At 44.5% G+C, this 17,248-nt stretch carries 15 protein-coding genes; 9 read left to right on the top strand and 6 right to left on the bottom strand.

Annotation, left to right across the window (positions count from 1 at the left end; translation table 11 throughout):
- Window positions 1–30 precede the first annotated feature (30 nt).
- The 3 genes from BM329_RS02210 to BM329_RS02200 are packed head-to-tail and all read left to right on the top strand — an operon-like array spanning window position 31 to window position 3,232.
- Window positions 31–798 carry an outer membrane protein OmpK gene (locus tag BM329_RS02210; protein WP_092548250.1) on the top strand — a complete coding sequence of 256 codons (768 nt, stop codon included), beginning with the start codon at window positions 31–33 and terminating at the stop codon, window positions 796–798.
- Window positions 799–852: 54 nt separating this feature from the next.
- The gene (locus tag BM329_RS02205) at window positions 853–2,130 is read left to right on the top strand and encodes an MFS transporter (protein WP_177216166.1); all 1,278 of its coding nucleotides are present in this window, start codon (window positions 853–855) and stop codon (window positions 2,128–2,130) included.
- Between the two features lie 46 nt (window positions 2,131–2,176).
- Window positions 2,177–3,232: an LLM class flavin-dependent oxidoreductase gene (locus BM329_RS02200; RefSeq protein ID WP_092548244.1), complete on the top strand. Its 1,056-nt coding sequence runs from the start codon at window positions 2,177–2,179 to the stop codon at window positions 3,230–3,232.
- A 73-nt stretch (window positions 3,233–3,305) separates the two neighbouring features.
- On the opposite strand, the gene ybbP is transcribed toward BM329_RS02200, so the two are convergent.
- Together ybbP and ybbA are read right to left on the bottom strand one after the other, a co-directional pair.
- Complete coding sequence (gene ybbP, locus BM329_RS02195; protein WP_092548241.1) at window positions 3,306–5,738, bottom strand: putative ABC transporter permease subunit YbbP; 2,433 nt, start codon at window positions 5,736–5,738, stop codon at window positions 3,306–3,308.
- Window positions 5,735–6,421: a putative ABC transporter ATP-binding protein YbbA gene (ybbA, locus tag BM329_RS02190; RefSeq protein WP_092548238.1), complete on the bottom strand. Its 687-nt coding sequence runs from the start codon at window positions 6,419–6,421 to the stop codon at window positions 5,735–5,737. Before ybbA ends, ybbP begins: the two co-directional genes overlap by 4 nt.
- Here ybbA and tesA point away from each other — a divergent pair.
- The 4 genes from tesA to BM329_RS02170 all read left to right on the top strand — a co-directional run bounded on the left by tesA (window position 6,392) and on the right by BM329_RS02170 (window position 9,659).
- A complete protein-coding gene (gene tesA, locus BM329_RS02185; RefSeq protein ID WP_177216165.1) occupies window positions 6,392–7,024 on the top strand; it encodes a multifunctional acyl-CoA thioesterase I/protease I/lysophospholipase L1 in 633 nt (210 codons plus the stop codon). The two genes, ybbA and tesA, sit on opposite strands and share 30 nt — an antisense overlap.
- A 315-nt stretch (window positions 7,025–7,339) precedes the next feature.
- Window positions 7,340–8,218: a co-chaperone YbbN gene (locus BM329_RS02180; RefSeq protein ID WP_092548235.1), complete on the top strand. Its 879-nt coding sequence runs from the start codon at window positions 7,340–7,342 to the stop codon at window positions 8,216–8,218.
- Between the two features lie 53 nt (window positions 8,219–8,271).
- The gene (locus BM329_RS02175) at window positions 8,272–9,201 is read left to right on the top strand and encodes an SPFH domain-containing protein (protein ID WP_092548231.1); all 930 of its coding nucleotides are present in this window, start codon (window positions 8,272–8,274) and stop codon (window positions 9,199–9,201) included.
- A 2-nt stretch (window positions 9,202–9,203) separates the two neighbouring features.
- Complete coding sequence (locus BM329_RS02170; RefSeq protein ID WP_092548228.1) at window positions 9,204–9,659, top strand: NfeD family protein; 456 nt, start codon at window positions 9,204–9,206, stop codon at window positions 9,657–9,659.
- Here BM329_RS02170 and cueR read toward each other — a convergent pair.
- The gene (gene cueR, locus BM329_RS02165) at window positions 9,656–10,060 is read right to left on the bottom strand and encodes a Cu(I)-responsive transcriptional regulator (RefSeq protein ID WP_092548225.1); all 405 of its coding nucleotides are present in this window, start codon (window positions 10,058–10,060) and stop codon (window positions 9,656–9,658) included. The two genes, BM329_RS02170 and cueR, sit on opposite strands and share 4 nt — an antisense overlap.
- A gap of 79 nt (window positions 10,061–10,139) precedes the next feature.
- Here cueR and copA point away from each other — a divergent pair, with 79 nt between their 5' ends.
- Both copA and BM329_RS02155 read left to right on the top strand, forming a co-directional pair.
- Window positions 10,140–12,782 carry a copper-exporting P-type ATPase CopA gene (gene copA / locus BM329_RS02160; RefSeq protein WP_092548222.1) on the top strand — a complete coding sequence of 881 codons (2,643 nt, stop codon included), beginning with the start codon at window positions 10,140–10,142 and terminating at the stop codon, window positions 12,780–12,782.
- Window positions 12,783–12,837: 55 nt separating this feature from the next.
- Window positions 12,838–13,653, top strand: coding sequence for a TraB/GumN family protein (locus BM329_RS02155; protein WP_092548219.1), 816 nt, complete (start codon window positions 12,838–12,840; stop codon window positions 13,651–13,653).
- A 276-nt stretch (window positions 13,654–13,929) separates the two neighbouring features.
- On the opposite strand, the gene thiQ is transcribed toward BM329_RS02155, so the two are convergent.
- The 3 genes from thiQ to thiB are packed head-to-tail and all read right to left on the bottom strand — an operon-like array spanning window position 13,930 to window position 17,211.
- The gene (thiQ, locus tag BM329_RS02150; protein WP_092548216.1) at window positions 13,930–14,625 is read right to left on the bottom strand and encodes a thiamine ABC transporter ATP-binding protein ThiQ; all 696 of its coding nucleotides are present in this window, start codon (window positions 14,623–14,625) and stop codon (window positions 13,930–13,932) included.
- Window positions 14,618–16,222, bottom strand: a complete 1,605-nt coding sequence (gene thiP, locus BM329_RS02145; protein WP_092548213.1) for a thiamine/thiamine pyrophosphate ABC transporter permease ThiP — start codon at window positions 16,220–16,222, stop codon at window positions 14,618–14,620. The genes thiQ and thiP overlap by 8 nt, the downstream gene beginning before the upstream one ends.
- Window positions 16,198–17,211, bottom strand: coding sequence for a thiamine ABC transporter substrate binding subunit (gene thiB / locus BM329_RS02140; protein WP_092548210.1), 1,014 nt, complete (start codon window positions 17,209–17,211; stop codon window positions 16,198–16,200). The genes thiP and thiB overlap by 25 nt, the downstream gene beginning before the upstream one ends.
- Window positions 17,212–17,248 lie beyond the last annotated feature (37 nt).

Genomic DNA, 17,248 nt, shown 5'->3' with positions numbered 1-17,248 from the left:
AGCTTACCGCTTACAATACTGGGTACATCAATGACAACAATAAATGCAATATTACCTGTTATTTCATTCTGTTTTCTTTTTTCGTCATCGGTACAAGCCGTTGATTTCATTAATTTTCAATCAATTGATACCAGCCTTTACTTCCAATCTGGAAATAAAGTCGATCCTGAGAAAACGCTCTCTCCTATTATTGAAGCCTTTGGTGATTATAAAATCGGTGATATGTATGTCTACAGTATTTGGCAAAATTCTCTGCAACATGACTATCAAGGCGATAAAAGCACTTATTACTATAAATTTGTGCCAAGACTCAGTGCCAGCAAAATCACGGGGTATGATTTTTCTTATGGTCCATTAAAAGATGTGCTGTTTTCCCAGTGGATTGCTAAAACCAAAAACGTAAAATATGACTATTTCCCAGGCATCAGCCTTGATTGGCAAGTGAATGGATTCAGTTGGTTACGTACCATTTTTTATTTTGAAAATAATTCAAAAGGAAGCTGGAACGATCAACGTATCCACATTGATTATGGCATTCCTTTCACTAATCGGTTAGGGGATTTCCGCATCGTAGGGACTTTCGACTATACATTGGGGCTACACGATAACCCTGAAATGATAGATTTCAAGCCTGAATTACATTATGACTTAGGGAAACAACTGGGATATCAAGCTGGTCATCTGTGGACTGGGGTTGTCGTAAATCCGGTCAAAAATAAGTACAAAATAAAAGATACGCCAAGCTTTCGCACGAATCAATTTAGCTATGGGGTGTTTATTCGATACAGCTTTTTCTAATAAGCACATAAAATAGTGCCGTTTTTAATGGTTTATATCCTTGATGGGGTCAAAATGTCCATTCAATACGACAAATTCGGACGTACTTATCAGTGGTTTTTGCTGATACTTTTAGGCATGGTCTATTTTTTATCCACAGCAACAACCTTTACGTCATTGGGTGTTGTCCTACCCAGCATGATTAATGAACTGGGGTGGAGCTGGACTAATGCCGGTTTGGGATTCACGCTGCTTGGCCTGACTTGCGGGCTATCCAGTTTTCTGCCAACTGTGTTCATTCGTAAGGTTGGTGTTCGTTTCACTCTGTCCATTGGATTGCTGATTTTTCTGGCCGGTTTCTACAATCTTTACCACACATACGCTATTTCATCATATTTTATCGGCACGGCTTTAATTGGTGTCGGTTTTACCTTTTTGGCGACGGTTCCGGGCACTTATGCCATTTCACGCTTGTATGAAAAACAGTCCCTTGCTTTTGGCTTCTATTTCACGATCGGTGGATTAGGGGGCGTGATTGGCCCATGGATCTATTTTTTGGCAACCCGTGTCTGGGGAACCTGGCGGATGCACTGGATGATCTCCGCTATTGTGCTCACCATTTTCGTTATTCTGACCCTTATTACCCTTCAGGAAGGAAAACGGGAAATTGCCCATGCAAAGGCCGTGAACCAACAACATAACAATCAGGATACATTCAGCATTTATCGCACCAAGCAACGCTGGACTGCGCACCAGGCACTTAGAACATGGCAATTCTATGCGATTGCAGCAACTTACACCGCATTTTTATGGTGTGGTATTACAGTCAATAGTTTTGCGGTTGCTCATATTATCGAAAATGGTTTCAGCGAAGCTATCGCAGTAGGGCTATTGAGCACGATGGCCTTTATCAATGCATTTTCCAGATTGGCCGGAGGCGCAGCCGGGGAATGGGTTGATCCGAAAAAATTACTGATTGGCAGCCTGACTATTATCATTCTTGGCCTAATCGCGCTGAGTATCGCTTCTTCATGGCCATTCTTGATTGCGTTCTCACTATTTGTCGGCATGGGATACGGAATGACTTTCCTCGCATCCAGTGTGTTGTTGGCTAACTATTTTGGCCGCAAACCTTATCTTGAGCTGTTTTCAATCATGAACCTGATTTCAACATTGGCTTCTCTGGCTCCTTTTTTTGCGGGTGCCATTAAAGATTACTCAGGTAGTTTTACTTTAGCGTTCCTGATTATTGCTATCCCCGTATTCATTGTTCTTGTCATAACATTAATGATGAAACCGCCTGCTCAGAAAATGAGAAAGCATTCGGCAGAAAACACTCAATTTACTGAATAGGGCAAGAATGAGCTGAAATAACATACATACAAACAAGGAAAGAGTGATGTCAAAGAAAGAGTTTGGTGTATTTCTACCCATTGCCAAAGGTGGGTGGATCATCTCCAAAAACACGCCACCACTGGATGCGTCTTATAAACAAAACCGTGAGGCTGCTATTCTGGCTGACCAGATTGGCCTTGATTTCATTATGTCCATGGGTAAATGGCGCGGGTTTGGTGGCGAAACAGATCATTGGGGCTGCTCGCTCGAATCCGTCACGATGATGGCTGGTATTGCTGAAGTTACCCACCGCGCAAAATTAATCGCTACTGTTCACGCGGGGCTACATAATCCGGCTGTCACGGCTAAAATGATCGCTACTCTGGATCATATTAGTCAGGGGCGTGCTGGCCTGAATATTGTTTCCGGTTCATTCCGGGATGAGTTTGAACAAATGGGTGAATGGGATGGTAGTTTAGACCATGATCAGCGCTATGCCATGACCGAAGAGTGGACTCAGTTGATCAAACGACTTTGGCGTGAAAAACAGGTTGATTATGAAGGCACTTACTTTCATCTAAAACAGTGTGTTTCTGAGCCTAAACCTCTTTCACTGCCGCGCCCTTATCTGGTTTGTGCCGGTCAGTCCGAGCAAGGGCTGCGTTTCAGTGTACGTCATACCGATGTTTGTTTTATCGGTGGCAAGGATGAGGCTGAAACCCGCAACATCAGTTTAACCGCCAAACGTATTGCGGCTGAATACAATACAACAACGAAAACATTCTGCATGTGTACCGTCATCTGTGCTGAAACAGATACCTATGCTGAAACTCTTGCCCAGTTCTACCGCCAGGGTTTGGATGTGGAAGCCGTCAAAAATATGATGCACAGTTTCGGCGTCGATATGGATGGAAAAAGTAATGCGATGGTCGAACGCTCCCAAAATGCCTTTATGACCCATACCGCCATCGGTGCGCCAGATACCTGCTACAAGCAACTGGCAGATTTAATGCGTACCTGTGAATTGGATGGCGTGATGTTAATTTTCCCCGATTATATAAAGGGGTTAAAGGTTTTTGGGGATCAAATCCTGCCCAGATTAAGAGAAAAATTTTCCTGATGAGGTCAGATAATCACTTTAAAAATGGGGAGTGTTTTTTTAAAACCTCCCTCTGTTTTATTCTACTTTTATTTTACTCTGGCAAGCGTCGATAATGCCCTTTGCCACGCAATAATCTAATCCCCAGCCAACTGCCACATAATGAAAGCAGTAAGCTGCTGATAATGGGAAGTAAAAACCACATCAGCCATTGTGGTTGCCACGGGAAATTAAAGACCTGGGTTTGCAATAACCACAGCGCAATTTCTGCGCCAAATGCGGCGGCTAACCCCGCCATAAATCCCAGTAATGCAAACTCACTCCACAATGTGCGACGCAGTAATTTCTTGCTCGCGCCCAATGTCCGGTATACCACCAATTCGAGCTGACGCTGGCTCATACCGACCTGAATTTGTGCCAGTAAAAGCAAGGCACCGCAAATCATCACCAGAACAACCATAATTTCCAGTGCCTTACTGACTTGCTGCAAGATACCTTGTAACTGTTTAAGTATTGAGCCGATATCCAATATGCTGATAGTCGGGAAACGCCGGTTAATTTCTGTCAGCAACCGTCCATCGCCTTCATAATGGAAGCTGGTCAGCCACATTTTGGGCTGATTTTCTAACGTTTCTTTAGTAAAGATAAAAAAGAAGTTTGGATTTACACTTTCCCAATCTACCTGACGAATACTGCTTACGGTGGCATGAAATGTTCGTGTATCACCCGTGAATGTAAGTTGATCACCTAAATGAATTTGCAATCGCTCAGCAACGCCTTGTTCCATAGATACTTCATTCGTTTTCGGCGGCCATGTTCCCTCTACAAGGGTATTAAAAGGGGGTAATTCTGATTTCCACGTTAAATTCAATTCACGGCGTACCGTTGTGCTATTGGGGTGTTTTTCATCTGCCCATTCAACCGCCGATTGCCCATTGATTTCTGTCAAGCGTGCCAGTATCACAGGATAAAAATCAGTCGGCTTTATCTGATATTTATCTAATAGCCTGTTAACTTGAGCAATCTGCGGCTGAGTCATGTTGAGCAGGAAATAATTCGGACTATCAGGTGGTAATTGTTGTTGCCACTGATTTAATAAATCACCCCTTGCCATGATCAACAGAGCCAATAACATGAATGACAGAGAAAATGCAGCCAATTGTGTCATGGTCTGGAATGGGCGACACAGTAGACGGTTGACAGCCAGACGCAGGCTTAATTGACGAAATGTCACTCGGCGCAACAGCCATAAGCCACTCCATCCCAATAGTGCCAACAGCAACGCAACCATCGGTACCCCTGCCAGCAACGACCATAACAACGGTTTGGTGCCTGCCAGCAAGACCAATCCTCCCGTGATAATCAATGCGACTGTCGGCAAATAATAACGTAATGGCCAGATAGCCACAGTCATATCATTTCTTAATACCCGTGAAGGCTGGGTCGCCATTAATTGGCGATAAGGACGAATGCCCACCAGCACAGCAATACCCAATAAAGTACCAATCGACCATATCCACGGCCATATACCCGCCGCAGGTAGCATTTTAGGCAGCATTTCTGCCAGGATCCGAATCAATGCAGTTTCAAAAACTAAACCTAAAACAGAACCCACCACAATCGCGGCAAGCAATATGACTAACCACTGCCCAATTATCCACTGACGCAAAGCCCAACGCCCCGCCCCCAATGTTTTCAGAATGGCAATCAGATTATGCCGGCTGCGACAATAATGCGACATGGAAACCGCCATCGCAGCGACGGCAAGTAACAGTGTCAACAAAGCTGATAACAGTAAAAATTGTTGTGCGCGTTCAATGGATTGTGCCAGTACACCGTTATCCTGTTTCAGTGTGAGCCAACGCTGGTCAGCTTTTAGTTGCGGATCAATCAGCTGCTGAAAAGACTGGAGTGCGGTTGGAGAGCCAGAGAACACATAACGATAAGTCAAACGGCTGCCCGGTTGGATAGCTCCTGTCGTTTCAGCATCATCAAGATTGATTAAAATCCGGGGGGAAATCTGGAATGGATTAAAGCCGCCATCAGGTTCTTGCAGCAATTCCCCACTAATTTTCAACCTTGTATCGCCAATCTCGAGATTATCACCAATCTTAACACCCAATAATGCCAGCAACCGAGGTGCCACCAACACAGATCCTTTTTCTGGTTTTAATCCTCTCGGTTTAGTTTCCAGCTCGCCGTACAGCGGATAAAGATCATCTGCCGCTTTCACTTGGGCTAAATGCGGAATATCACCCGCATAAGTCATGGTCGAAAATGAGATCTGGCGGCTTAATGTCAACCCTTGCTTCTGAGCCTGTTTTAACCAAGCTTCATCAACGGGATACGAGGCCCTTAAGACCAGATCGCCAGCCAGAAAATCACGGCTTTGATAATGTACACTTTGATCAATGCGATCACTAATACGCCCTAATGCCAAGACGCAAGCAACTGCCAATGTCAAGGATAACCAGACAATCAGGAGGGATGGTGTACGCCATTCACGCCAAAACCAGCGCCAGATCATGCTTCCTCCCGCAATTTTCCATCGACCAGCCGTAAACGGCGTTGGCATCGGGAAGCCAACTGGCTGTCATGAGTGACTAAAATTAAGGTGGTGGCGTAATCGTGATTGAGGGAAAACAGCAAATCAGCAATGCGATCACCTGTTTGGCGATCAAGATTGCCTGTAGGTTCATCAGCAAACAAGATTTTTGGGCGGGTACAAAACGCCCGGGCCAGAGCAACTCGCTGTTGTTCCCCGCCAGAAAGTTGAGCTGGCATATGTTTCAAACGTTTTCCCAACCCTAGCTGTTCAAGTAATTCAATGGCCTGCTGGCGACTTTGGTTTTCCGATTCGCCACGCAATAACGCCGGAAGCTGGACATTTTCCAATGCGTTCAAGGTTGGAATCAACATAAACGACTGGAAAACAAATCCCACATTTTCTGCCCGTAACTGCGCCCTTTGTTCCTCATTCATGTGGCTGAGATTTTGCCCCAACAAATGAACGTCTCCACTGCTGCCATCGTCCAAACCTGCAATAATGCTAAGAAGCGTTGACTTCCCTGATCCCGACTCACCAACCAATGCAATTGTCTGTGCTGACTCGACAACCAACCCAACACCTTGCAATATATTAATTACCTGTTCCTCTTGACCAACATGTTTAGTGAGATTATGAACTTCAAGAATACTTTCTACGGCCATGTATTTTTCCTTTTGTTGTTAATACCATACAGTGCCAGAGCGACAGCAGCGGATACTCTGCTTATATTGGGTGATAGCCTCAGTGCAGGATATCGTCTGCCCGTTGAGCAATCATGGCCTTCGCTGATGGCAAAGCAATGGCAACAAACTGGCAAAAAAACAGTTATCGTAAATGCCAGTATCAGCGGTAATACTGCATTGCAAGGCCTTGAGCGTTTGCCTGAGTTATTGAAACAACACAATCCAAAATGGGTTCTGATAGAGCTTGGCGCAAATGATGGACTACGTGGTTTTCCCATTCAAAACATAGAACAACATTTGCAACAGAGCATTACCTTGGTTAAACAGGCCAATGCTCAACCTTTATTAATGCAAATTCGGGTTTCACCCAATTATGGCAAGCGTTATACCGAAGCCTTTGCAAAAATTTATCCTGCACTGTCTGAACTCAACCAAATTCCGCTACTGCCATTTTTCATGGAGCATGTTGCTATAAAACCAGAATGGATGCAGGATGACGGGTTGCACCCGAATCAATCAGCACAGCCCTTTATTGCTGATTGGATGTCCAATCAACTGTCGGCATATATCAACCATTTTTAAGTAAAGATATTGCTTAATAGTAAATCATTTATACCCAATGGATTTCAAGATGCAGCGCGACGGCAAGGGAATGAACCCCCAAGAGCATAGCTAACTATGTGACCGGGGTGAGCGAGCGCAGCCAACAAAGAGGCAGTTTGAAAGACGAAGTGTATACATTATTGACTCACACAGTAAAAATAGTACGTCGTATACTCCCGGAAAAATGGCTCGACAAAATTGTTCGCAGGCTAAGTCAATGAACATTGAAAAAGGTACTAACGAGTCTTATTTATTCAATATGATCCCTTATTAACTAATCAGAGAGAAATGCTCATGGAACCTACAGTGAATACCAACAATAATACCGCCTATATCACCAAGATTGATGAGTTGAATATTGCTCAAGTAGTTCAGCACTCACTTACTCAGCTTGTCGTATTCTACTTCTGGTCTCCACAGGATCTGCATTGCCATGAATTAGAATCAACGCTTGATAAAATAGCCCATGAATATGCCGGACAATTTATTCTGGCTAAAGTTAATTGTGACCAACTTCCTCATCTCGCGGCACAATTTGGTGTACGTAGTTTGCCTACTGTATTATTTGTAAAAGAGGCGCGTCCTGTCCAAGGCTTTGAAGGTATCCAAACTGATGAAGCCATCAGAAACATTTTTTCCCAACTCATTATTCAGGAAGAAAAATCACCGTTAGAAAAAGTGAATGCTCTGCTTACAGAAGGCAACAATCAGGAAGCACTGCCTTTGCTGAAAGAGATTCATCAGCAAAATCCAAAAGATACAGACATTACATTACTGTTAGCTCAAGTTAACATTTCACTTAATCATCTTGAAGAAGCTCAAAAAATATTGGATATCGTCCCATTAGAAGAGCAGGATGAGCATTATCATGAGTTACTTGAGCACATTAAATCTCAGAAAGAAGCGGCTGATTCACCTGAAATTCGACAACTTCAGCAAGAGCTGGCAGCTCAACCAGAAAATGCAGAGTTGGCTATTCAACTTGCTGCAAAGTTACACGAAGTTGGTCGTAATGAAGAGGCGCTAGAGTTACTGCTTGGTTTTCTGAAAAAAGATCTTGCTGCTGCTGATGGCGCGGTGAAAAAGACGATGATGGATATTCTATCGGCTCTGGGAAGCAGCGATGCACTAGCATCTAAATACCGTCGTCATGTATACTCTTTACTCTATTAAGTAAAAAAACTTATCTATTCCATAATTAATAATTAGTGAATAAGGGAATTGTTATGGATTTACTCTCTTTTAGTGCTGTACCAATCTTTATCATTATTGCTGTCGTTATCGTCTTTACCTGTGTAAAAACCGTTTCACAAGGTTATCAGTGGACTGTTGAACGCTTTGGGCGCTATACCCGCACATTGACGCCTGGCCTGCACATCATTGTGCCATTTATTGATAGAGTTGGCCGTAAAATCAACATGATGGAGCAGGTTCTGGATATTCCATCGCAGGAAGTCATTTCCCGCGATAACGCCAACGTGACCATTGATGCCGTCTGCTTTATTCAGGTTGTCGATCCGGTACGTGCAGCCTATGAAGTCAGTAATCTGGAATTGTCCATCATTAACCTGACCATGACCAACTTCCGTACTGTTCTCGGTTCAATGGAACTGGATGAAATGCTTTCTCAGCGTGATTCTATCAATAGCCGCCTGCTGACAATCGTTGATGAAGCCACTAACCCGTGGGGTGTCAAGATCACGCGTATTGAGATCCGTGATGTGCGTCCACCCAAGGAGTTGATCTCTGCGATGAATGCCCAGATGAAAGCAGAACGTACTAAGCGTGCTGATATTCTTGAAGCAGAAGGCATTCGTCAGGCTGCCATTCTGAAAGCGGAGGGAGAAAAGCAGTCACAAATCCTGAAAGCAGAAGGTGAACGTCAGTCAGCTTTCCTTCAGGCAGAAGCGCGTGAGCGTGCCGCGGAAGCAGAAGCCCGTGCAACTAAAATGGTTTCAGATGCCATCGCTGATGGCGATATGCAGGCAATTAACTACTTCGTCGCCCAAAAATATACTGATGCCCTTACCAACATTGGCGCAGCAAATAACAGCAAAGTTATTATGATGCCACTGGAAGCCAGTAATTTAATGGGGGCAATAGGTGGTATTGCTGAGTTAATTGGTGAAAGCAAGAAGAGCAAACAGGATAATTAGCCATGATTGAACAGATCGCCGCTCAGCCAGCTTTGTTCTGGCTCTGTTTTGGTGGCCTGCTTTTGATTGCTGAATTGCTGGGAACGGGAGGTTACCTTTTGTGGACAGGAACAGCAGCCGTTGTTGTTGCCCTGATCACATGGATTTTCCCTAATATGGGCTGGGAACTGCAAGGTGTTCTGTTGGCTGTTTTAACACTGGTTTCTGTTATTGCATGGCGTAGCTGGTTGCGCCATCGCCCACGCCAAATCAGCGATAAGACCCTCAATCAGAAAAATCACCAATTAATCGGGCTTCGCACCCGTTTAATCACGGATACTGAAAACGGTTATGGCCGAGTCAAACTGGCGGATGGCAGTTGGCGCATTCATTGTAACCAAGAACTTCCTGCCAATACCGAAGTTGAGGTCATCGCCGTTGACGGAATTACATTAAAGGTAAGGCCCATAAACCGCTAGCTATGATGTGTACAACAACCCGACAGGCGTTCAATGATGGGGCAATCAGCCCCATTATCTCCCGGACATTCAGCTGCCAGTGCCAGCAATGTTTCCTTTATTTTTTGTAATTCCGTGATTGTTTTTTCTATTTCTGCAACTTTTTGCAGGGTCGCCGTTTTTACATCCGCACTGTGGCGGCCAGGGTTACGAAATAAGCGCAACAACTCACGGCACTCTTCCAGAGTGAACCCCACCTCTTTCGCCTGACGCAGAAGTATCAGTTCATCAACATGCTTTTGTTGGTAATAACGATAGCTGTTATCTCCCCGAATCGGAGCAGTGATCAGATCTTTCTCCTCATAAAATCGGATCGCTTTGCTGGTTAAACCTGTTTTCTGCGCAATTTCACTGATGTTCACCTTTCCCCCTTGACCTTCCCCTTGCAGGAAGGTTTAGCCTTAACGATAAGTATACCACTCTGTATCAGGAGATATTGCTATGTCCACAACCACCATTCTCGCACTTCAAGACTTAACTTGTATGCACTGTGTTGGCAGAGTTAAAAAAGCGCTTGAAAATATATCCGGTGTTGAACACACAAATGTAGGTCTGAATTATGCCAAAGTTATCGGTGATGTTTCACCCGATGTATTAATTGCTGCTATTGTTGCCGCTGATTATCAAGCCACTGTTGCCACAAGGTCTGATATTGGATACCACGCCGAGTTAGCTGCCGGAGATGATTTCCCAAAAACTGAGCCGCTGACAATACCTGCCCCACAAACACCGGAGTCTTTAGCGGCGGCAACCTTTTCCTCTTCAGTAAATACTTATTCAATAAAAGCATCTCCGGTAATAACAACTCAGACAAAAACTCATTTAATCGAATCAACTCAGGTTGTGAATAACCAAAATGGTGCTATTAGTGATGATAGTGTTCAGCTCTTATTGGATGGAATGACTTGTGCCAGTTGTGTCGGTAAAGTACAAAAAGTGCTGCAATCCGTTGATGGTGTGGAATATGCCAGAGTAAACCTTGCAGAAAGAAGCGCTTTGGTTACAGGTAGAGCATCACCAAATATTTTGGTTGAGGCGGTTATCAAGGCAGGTTATGGTGCGGAAATCATTCAGGATGAAACAGAACGCCGTGAGCGCCAGCAACAGGTTGCACAAGCCAATATGCACCGTTTTCGCTGGCAGTCTGCCTTTGCCTTAGTGGTTGGTGTGCCAGTCATGGTTTGGGGCATGATAGGCGATAATATGATACTCACACCTGCAAACCACACGATTTGGCTCACTATTGGCCTGATTACACTGGTCGTAATGATATTTGCTGGCGGGCATTTTTACCGCAATGCATGGCAAAGCCTGAAAAATGGCAGTGCAACGATGGACACACTTGTAGCTCTGGGGACGGGTGTGGCATGGCTCTATTCCATTAGCGTCAATCTATGGCCAGACATTTTCCCATCTCAAGCCCGCCACCTTTATTACGAAGCCAGTGCGATGATCATTGGTTTAATCAACCTCGGTCACGCACTGGAACAACGCGCCCGTCAGCGCTCTTCTAAAGCCCTTGAGAGACTATTGGATTTAACACCACCGACTGCACGGGTGATGACTGAAGAAGGCGAAAAAATACTGCCATTGAATGATGTTATTCCCAATATGACATTGCGCCTGACAACAGGAGACCGTGTTCCGGTTGATGGTGAAATTATTCAGGGTACAGTCTGGCTGGATGAAGCCATGCTGACAGGTGAAGCCATTCCCCAACAAAAATCAATCGCTGATGCTGTTCATGCCGGTACTGTCGTTCAGGATGGAACCGTGTTGTTTAAAGCTAATGCCGTCGGCAGCCAAACAACTCTGGCACGCATTATCAAATTGGTACGTCAGGCACAAAGCAGCAAACCCGAAATCGGCCAGCTGGCAGACAAAATATCATCAATCTTTGTGCCTGTTGTCGTTGCCATCGCCGTCATTTCTGGTGCAATCTGGTACTTTATCGGCCCTGCCCCACAAGTCATGTATGCACTGGTAATCATAACCACCGTACTGATTATCGCTTGTCCTTGCGCACTTGGGCTGGCAACTCCCATGTCTATCATTTCTGGCGTTGGGCGGGCGGCAGAATTGGGTATATTGGTTCGTGATGCTGATGCCCTGCAACAAGCCAGCCAACTGGACACCATTGTTTTTGACAAAACAGGTACGTTGACCGAAGGCACGCCGCAAGTCACTGAGATAAAAACCTTTAATGGCTTCACTGAAAAACAAGTCTTAGTGTGGGCTGGCGCACTGGAAAATGGTTCGAACCACCCTCTGGCAAAAGCCATTTTGATGAAAGTTGAAGGGCAAAAATTACCAGAAGTACAACAGTTCCGGACACTGGCAGGACTCGGCATTCGAGGTGAGATCGGCAATACTTCTCTGCTGTTGGGCAATCAAAACCTGCTTGAGCAAAATCAGGTTGAGACCACAGAATTAAAATCATTAGTTGCAGCACAAGCAGAAAAAGGTATAACACCCGTTACGCTTGCGGTAAACGGAAAGATCGCAGCTCTGTTTTCTATCCGCGATCCTCTGCGCCAAGATACTGTTTCTGCCCTGCAACGTTTGCATCATCAAGGCTATCGTTTAGTCATGCTGACAGGTGATAACCCAGTAACTGCTAACGCCATCGCCAGGGAAGCAGGGATTGATCAGGTAATTGCCGGTGTTTTACCTGATGGTAAAGCAACTGCAATCCAATCACTCCAATCAAAAGGGCTGAAAGTGGCGATGATAGGCGATGGCATTAATGATGCTCCCGCATTGGCGCAAGCAGATGTAGGCATCGCTATGGGAAGTGGAAGTGATATTGCCATTGAAACTGCATCAATTACTCTTATGCGCCATAGTTTGCACGGGGTTGCTGATGCAGTTGAATTATCCAGAGGCACATTGCGCAATATGAAACAAAATCTATTTGGTGCATTTGTCTATAATACGTTAGGCATTCCGATTGCGGCAGGTATCTTATATCCTTTCACCGGAGCATTACTGAATCCTGTCGTTGCAGGCGCTGCAATGGCATTATCTTCCATTACTGTCGTCAGTAACGCCAATCGGTTATTGCGTTTCAAGCCTAAATCCTAACGTATTCAAAAAATTATGTTAGAAAAGATTAATGTCAACTTTCGGAGTATGGGATATGGGGAAATTGATGACATATTTCAGCGAAATATTAGGGTTTAATACTCAACAACATTATCCCTACCCTGCGTTTGATATTAATCTGAGACAAAATAAAAAATTACATATTGTTGGTAGTATTCATATGGGAACAAAGAACATGTTCCCGCTTTCTGAAGTACTATTGGAGCGATTGGAGCAAGCTGATGCTCTTATTGTCGAAGCGGATATTACACAAGCAAGCATCCCCTTCAAAGAAGGTTTTCCAGAACAGATTGCTTTATCACAACGTTTATCTCCCGAATATTTTGACTACTTACAGCATTACAGCCAGGAGATACAGTATCCTGTTTCGTTACTCGATCCATTACCGTCATGGCAAGTCGCATTAATATTACAGACTTCTCAAGCTCAAAATTTGGGGTTACGTCCTCAATATGGCATTGACTATCAATTGTTGAATAGTGCAAAAACACTGAATAAACCCATCATTGAATTAGAAGGCACCGATACGCAGGTTGCTTTACTTACCAATTTGCCAAACGGTGGGCTTTCTCTATTGGAAGATACACTTAATCATTGGCATACCAATGCCCGTGCTTTGCAGACGATGATCAATTGGTGGATGAATTATAACTGTGAGCAACAAAATCAGGTATTGCCGATGACATTTTGTGAAGAGACTTATCAAACCTTAATGGCTGAACGTAATCGTCAATGGAGTAAGCAGTTGCAAGACTTACCAGTTGGAAAATATTTGGTTGCCGTGGGAGCTTTACACCTTCACGGCGATCACAATTTACGGCAGATACTGGTTCCGGACAGCTCGATTTAAAAAAAATTGCTAAAGTCTTCAAAGCCAAATTCGAGCTGGCTCTGTTTTTGCTAAAACAGAGCCTTGTGCTAAATAACTGTAAGAAAAATAGATAAATATACGCAATTAACTTGAAGATGCAGGAATTAAAGTCTGGAAATTATCGGTCAGCCGGGTAGTCAATCGGTGAAAAGCAGAAGCCTTTCATTCATTCCCAGGAGCATAGCTAACTATATGACTGGGGTGAGTGAGCGCAGCCAACAAAGCTGCATCTTGAAATCCATTGGGTATAATCAATTATATTATTCCTAAAACCTCTGCTTCAGGCACTTCGCCATTCACCAATTTCTTCGTTGCACCATCATACTGAATTTTACCATCCACAATCAGCAAAGAACGCGGAGCGATTTTCGCCGCGTCATCAAGATTATGGGACACCATAAGTAAAGTAATTTGACGTTCGCTGCATATTTGATCCAGTAATTCCAGCATTTCATTACGCAACGCAGGATCAAGGGCCGAAAATGGCTCATCCAGCAATAGAATCGGTTGATGGCGGACTAAGCAGCGCGCCAGGGCCGCGCGTTGGCGTTGCCCGCCGGACAGTTGAGCGGGCAGGCGAGGTAAATATTCTTCCAGTGATACCTGAGAAGCAATTTGCTGGAGCATTTTCTTTTGTTCTGCATCCAGTCGCAATCCGGGATGCAATCCCAAACCAATATTCTGCTCAATCGTTAAATGAGAAAACAGATTATTTTCCTGAAACAGCATGGAAACAGGCCGTTTGGAAGGTGGTGTATTTGTGTGATTTTTGTTATCCATCCAGATATTGCCTTGCTCTGGGAATTGGAAGCCCGCAATTAAACTTAACAATGTGCTTTTGCCCGCTCCACTTGGGCCGAGGATCGCAATGCGCTCTCCAGCTTTAATGCCTGCATCAAAATGCATGACAAGGTGTTTATAGGTGTAAGTGACATTTTCGAGTTTAATCATGGTGTCGGCCCGGTAAGCGTTCAATGACAGTGAACAAAATAAAACAGAGAAGCAGCAGCAGGAATGCGGTCACGGCACCATCCTGATTGCGGTAGGCTCCAATTTGTTGATACAGGTAATAAGGCAAAGTACGGAAATCTTCGCTGGCAAATAACGCGACAATACCGAAATCGCCAATTGAGAGTACACAGGCGAAAGCCAACGCTTGTGCTAATGGAATTTTCAGTGCCTTGAGCTCAATCCAGCGTAGGCGCTGAATACCTTGAATATTGAGTGAACGGCACAGAGGGTTGTAGCGTTCCGCCAGATCACGCATCGGGTTTTCCAATACTTTCAAAGCATAAGGGATTGCCAACAGTGCATTGGTCAAAATGACCAATCCGTAAGGTGATTGAGGCAATCCAAAAGTTGTGTTCAGCAGAAGAAAAAATCCTGTTGCAAGGACAATTCCCGGCATGGCAAGGATCAGCAATCCACTGGTTTCTATCGCTTGTCCCCAACGAGGAGAGTGACGTAAGCGTAATTCCCGGCTGCTCCATAGCAACATCATGGTTAGTATTACACACAGCAGCCCCGCTCCCAGTGCGATAATGACCGAAGTTGTAAAGGCTTGCCATAAGGCAGGCTGGCGTAAAACATCAAAAATACCGCTGTTTAAACCATCCACAATAACTGCCAGCAAGGGGGGGAGTAGAAGCAACAAGGCCAGACTAATCAGAAGGCCATCAAATAATTTCCGCAACCATGAATCCTGTGGATTGCGCCATTGTTGTTGATGACCATAACCCACTGACAGTGCTCCTTTGAGTTTTTGACTGATCAGTACCAAGCCAACGCAGCAAAATAGTTGAATCAGTGCAAGCAAAGCCGCATGTGCAAGATCGTAGTCATAGCTAAGAGCCTGGTAAATCGCCAGTTCAATAGTTGTTGCCGCAGGGCCTCCCCCTAAAGCGAGAACGGTAGCAAAGCTGGCAAAACACAGCATGAAAATCAGTGCGCCTGTTGGTAAAAGTTGGCGGCGCAGATAAGGCCATTCAATAAAACGAAAATGTTGCCATTCACTCATACCAAGCTGGGCTGAAAGTTGCCGCTGTTCGATTGCGATACTTTCCAGCGATTGTAGCAGCAGACGTGTTGCCATCGGCATATTGAAGAAAATATGAGCCAGCAAGATCCCTTGTAATCCATAAGGTGTAAAACGATATTCAATACCTGACCATTGGAAAATATTTGCTAACCAGCCTGTTTGACCATAAACGGTAAGGATACCAAACAAAGCGACCAAAACTGGCAGGATCAATGTCATGGCGCATAAACGCAGAAAGAGAGCCTTACCGGGAAAATGGCGGCGGTAAAGTGATCTTGCAAGGAAAATGGCGGGTGTCACCGATAATACGGCGGATAAAAATGCTTGCCAGAAAGTGAATCGAATGACATGCCAGAGATAACTGTCATTCAAGAATTCCTGCCAATTACTTTCAGGCGCATTGAACCACAGCGCCCCAAATGCAGACAAGGCAACGATAATCAATAAACCGGAGGCAATGACCCCCGGTAATAACCAGCCTGCAATTAGCGGCTTACAGCGCTTTGCCATGTACGTATCCATTTTGTACGGTATTTTGCCACTTCATCTGCGTTGAATTGCAGAGATTTCTCAGGAACAGGAAGTTGTTTAAAAACGTCAGGCAACGGAATATTAATCACGGGATACATCCATTGAGTTGTTGGAATGACTTGCTGAAATGCTGGAGAAATCATGAAGTTCATGAATCTCTGCGCTAATTCAGGTTGCTTACTCGAGGCTAACTGAGCTGCTACTTCAATTTGTAAATAGTGGCCTTCTTTGAAGATAGCCGCTGCATAATTATCTTTTTTCTCTGAAATGATGTGATAACCCGGAGATGTGGTATAGCTAAGTACCATATCGCCTTCACCTTTCAGAAACAGGCCATAGGCTTCACTCCAGCCTTTCGTGACAGTGAGTGTCTTTTTGGCAACTTTTTGCCATTCCTGTGCCACTTTGTCGCCATAGAGATCTTGCGTCCAGAGCAGGAACCCCAAGCCAGGGGTACTGGTGCGAGGGTCTTGGTAAATAATCTTCCAATTCTGGTGACCATTGATTAATTCATCCATACTTTTGGGTGGATGAGGTAAGGTATTCTTGTTGTAAATAAAGGCGAAATAACCGTAATCATAAGGAATGAACGTAGTATTATTCCATGAAATGGGTAATTTCAGTTTTGAAGTATCGACATGGCTTGGTGTGAACAATCCGGTTTGTTGAGCCGCTTGAATCAGATTGTTATCTAATCCCAGAACGATATCCGCTGATGTTTTTTTGCCTTCCATCCGCAAACGGTTCAGCAAGGAGACCCCATCTTCCAGAGCGACGAGTTTCAGTTCACAATTACACTCTGTTTCAAAAGCTTTTTTAATGGCAGGCCCCGGTCCCCATTCAGAGGCAAAGGAGTCATAAGTGTAGACTGTCAGCGTAGGCTTTACTTGAGCCATCTGAGCAAAAACACAGGCAGAAATCGAGAGAGTACTGATGGCAATAAAACGGGAAAATAATTTCTTAAACACTTTGCTCTCCTGTCGTTATTAACAATGGTTATTAGAA

Origin of the sequence: Xenorhabdus koppenhoeferi, assembly GCF_900116635.1 — a bacterium.
In the GTDB taxonomy this organism is placed as follows: Bacteria; Pseudomonadota; Gammaproteobacteria; order Enterobacterales; family Enterobacteriaceae; genus Xenorhabdus; species Xenorhabdus koppenhoeferi.
Note: the sequence above shows the minus strand (reverse complement) of the source record. Positions and strands in the feature narration are given on the sequence as shown.

What these genes read in the sequence shown, in the direction of transcription:
- BM329_RS02210 (WP_092548250.1), top strand. Translation starts at nt 31, where the DNA reads ATGACAACAATAAATGCAATATTACCTGTTATTTCATTCTGTTTTCTT.
- BM329_RS02205 (WP_177216166.1), top strand. Translation starts at nt 853, where the DNA reads ATGTCCATTCAATACGACAAATTCGGACGTACTTATCAGTGGTTTTTG.
- BM329_RS02200 (WP_092548244.1), top strand. Translation starts at nt 2,177, where the DNA reads ATGTCAAAGAAAGAGTTTGGTGTATTTCTACCCATTGCCAAAGGTGGG.
- ybbP (WP_092548241.1), bottom strand. Translation starts at nt 5,738, where the DNA reads ATGATCTGGCGCTGGTTTTGGCGTGAATGGCGTACACCATCCCTCCTG.
- tesA (WP_177216165.1), top strand. Translation starts at nt 6,392, where the DNA reads ATGAACTTCAAGAATACTTTCTACGGCCATGTATTTTTCCTTTTGTTG.
- ybbA (WP_092548238.1), bottom strand. Translation starts at nt 6,421, where the DNA reads ATGGCCGTAGAAAGTATTCTTGAAGTTCATAATCTCACTAAACATGTT.
- BM329_RS02180 (WP_092548235.1), top strand. Translation starts at nt 7,340, where the DNA reads ATGGAACCTACAGTGAATACCAACAATAATACCGCCTATATCACCAAG.
- BM329_RS02175 (WP_092548231.1), top strand. Translation starts at nt 8,272, where the DNA reads ATGGATTTACTCTCTTTTAGTGCTGTACCAATCTTTATCATTATTGCT.
- BM329_RS02170 (WP_092548228.1), top strand. Translation starts at nt 9,204, where the DNA reads ATGATTGAACAGATCGCCGCTCAGCCAGCTTTGTTCTGGCTCTGTTTT.
- copA (WP_092548222.1), top strand. Translation starts at nt 10,140, where the DNA reads ATGTCCACAACCACCATTCTCGCACTTCAAGACTTAACTTGTATGCAC.
- BM329_RS02155 (WP_092548219.1), top strand. Translation starts at nt 12,838, where the DNA reads ATGGGGAAATTGATGACATATTTCAGCGAAATATTAGGGTTTAATACT.
- thiQ (WP_092548216.1), bottom strand. Translation starts at nt 14,625, where the DNA reads ATGATTAAACTCGAAAATGTCACTTACACCTATAAACACCTTGTCATG.
- thiP (WP_092548213.1), bottom strand. Translation starts at nt 16,222, where the DNA reads ATGGCAAAGCGCTGTAAGCCGCTAATTGCAGGCTGGTTATTACCGGGG.